Source organism: Sarcina sp. DSM 11001, from assembly GCF_900101015.1.
Lineage (GTDB): Bacteria > Bacillota > Clostridia > Lachnospirales > Lachnospiraceae > CAG-791.
In genome coordinates this window covers 1-1203 of record NZ_FNFZ01000076.1, presented here as the reverse complement: position 1 = coordinate 1203, position 1203 = coordinate 1, and the positions used below count along the sequence as shown (strand labels likewise).

General features: G+C 53.8%; 1 pseudogene. It reads left to right on the top strand.

What is annotated here, in order from left to right:
• A pseudogene (locus tag BLT02_RS17480) lies at positions 1–1203 on the top strand (DNA methylase); the annotation flags it as partial.

Here is a 1203-nt window from a genome sequence, read left to right as displayed (position 1 = left end):
TGGCCTGGGTACAGCAGATGAACAATATCCGGATCCGCGCGGAAGAGACCGTTCTGAGGGAATTGGTGTACAGCTGATCTCCGAAGACGACATGGACGATATCGATGAAACAGACATCACAGCTGCTGCCGGAGGCCCGGCCAGATCAGAGACTGGATCAACTTCCGGACCAGAAAAAGCTGAAATACAGGAAATACCCGAAGCAGAGGACACCAGGTCCCCTGCTTTTTCTATTTCACCGATCATCACCTTTCCGAACCTGCCGACGGCTGCACAGCAGAGAAGGCAGATCGAGGAACACATGGATGCTGTTTTTGCCGGAGAATCCAACATTCCTCCGGAAGTCATTGATGAGTTTCTTCGTACCGGCGGTAATCGTACAGGTAGCCAGCTCCGTATCATCTATCACTTCATGACAGACCCGTCTTCCGAGGATGCAGCAGAGTTTGTCCGGCGCGAGTATGGAAAAGGCGGGAAGGGGCTTGTCATAGGAGGGAAGGATCATTGTGTCTGGTTTGATGAGGCAGGCATGAAGTTTGCTGCAGGTCACTCCGTGGATGATCCTCTGATGGATAAGGCTTATCTGTCATGGGACGATGTCTCCGGCAGGATCCGCCAGCTCCTTGCCCAGGGAGAATATGCCCCTCAGTCCGTCCTTGACGCTGCGAGGGGAAACGCTCTGCGTGAGCACGCCACCGCGCTTGTCTATATGGAACACGACCTTGCTGACGGGATCACGGACATCGTTTTTGAAGATACATCCATCTTTGAAGGCGGCTTCCCCGATGCCGTGACGAAAGTATCGGAAAAGCTTGATGATCCAGCCTATCTTGCAGACCTTGTGGAACGCCTGGAGGGTCTTGCTGCCGCTTATGCGGAATCTCCCGACCTTATGCGATTTCCTTATTACAATCCGGACCGCATGCTTTCACAGTTCCGCCAGTTCTCCAGGGAAACAGTACCCTTCGATGCAAGGGAAGGATTTTCCTGGGAGGAGCATGCCGTTTTCATCACACAGGAGGAAGCGGACGCCTTCCTTGCTGCCGGGGGACCTTATTCCGACGGACGTATCTCGACATATTCCTTCTTCCTCAGGCATGAGGATACGCAGGAAAGAGCGGAATATCTTAAGGATCAGTACGGTACCGGCGGGAGGAGCCATGCCCTTTCAGGTGCGGACGACTCCTATGCCGATTACAGCGC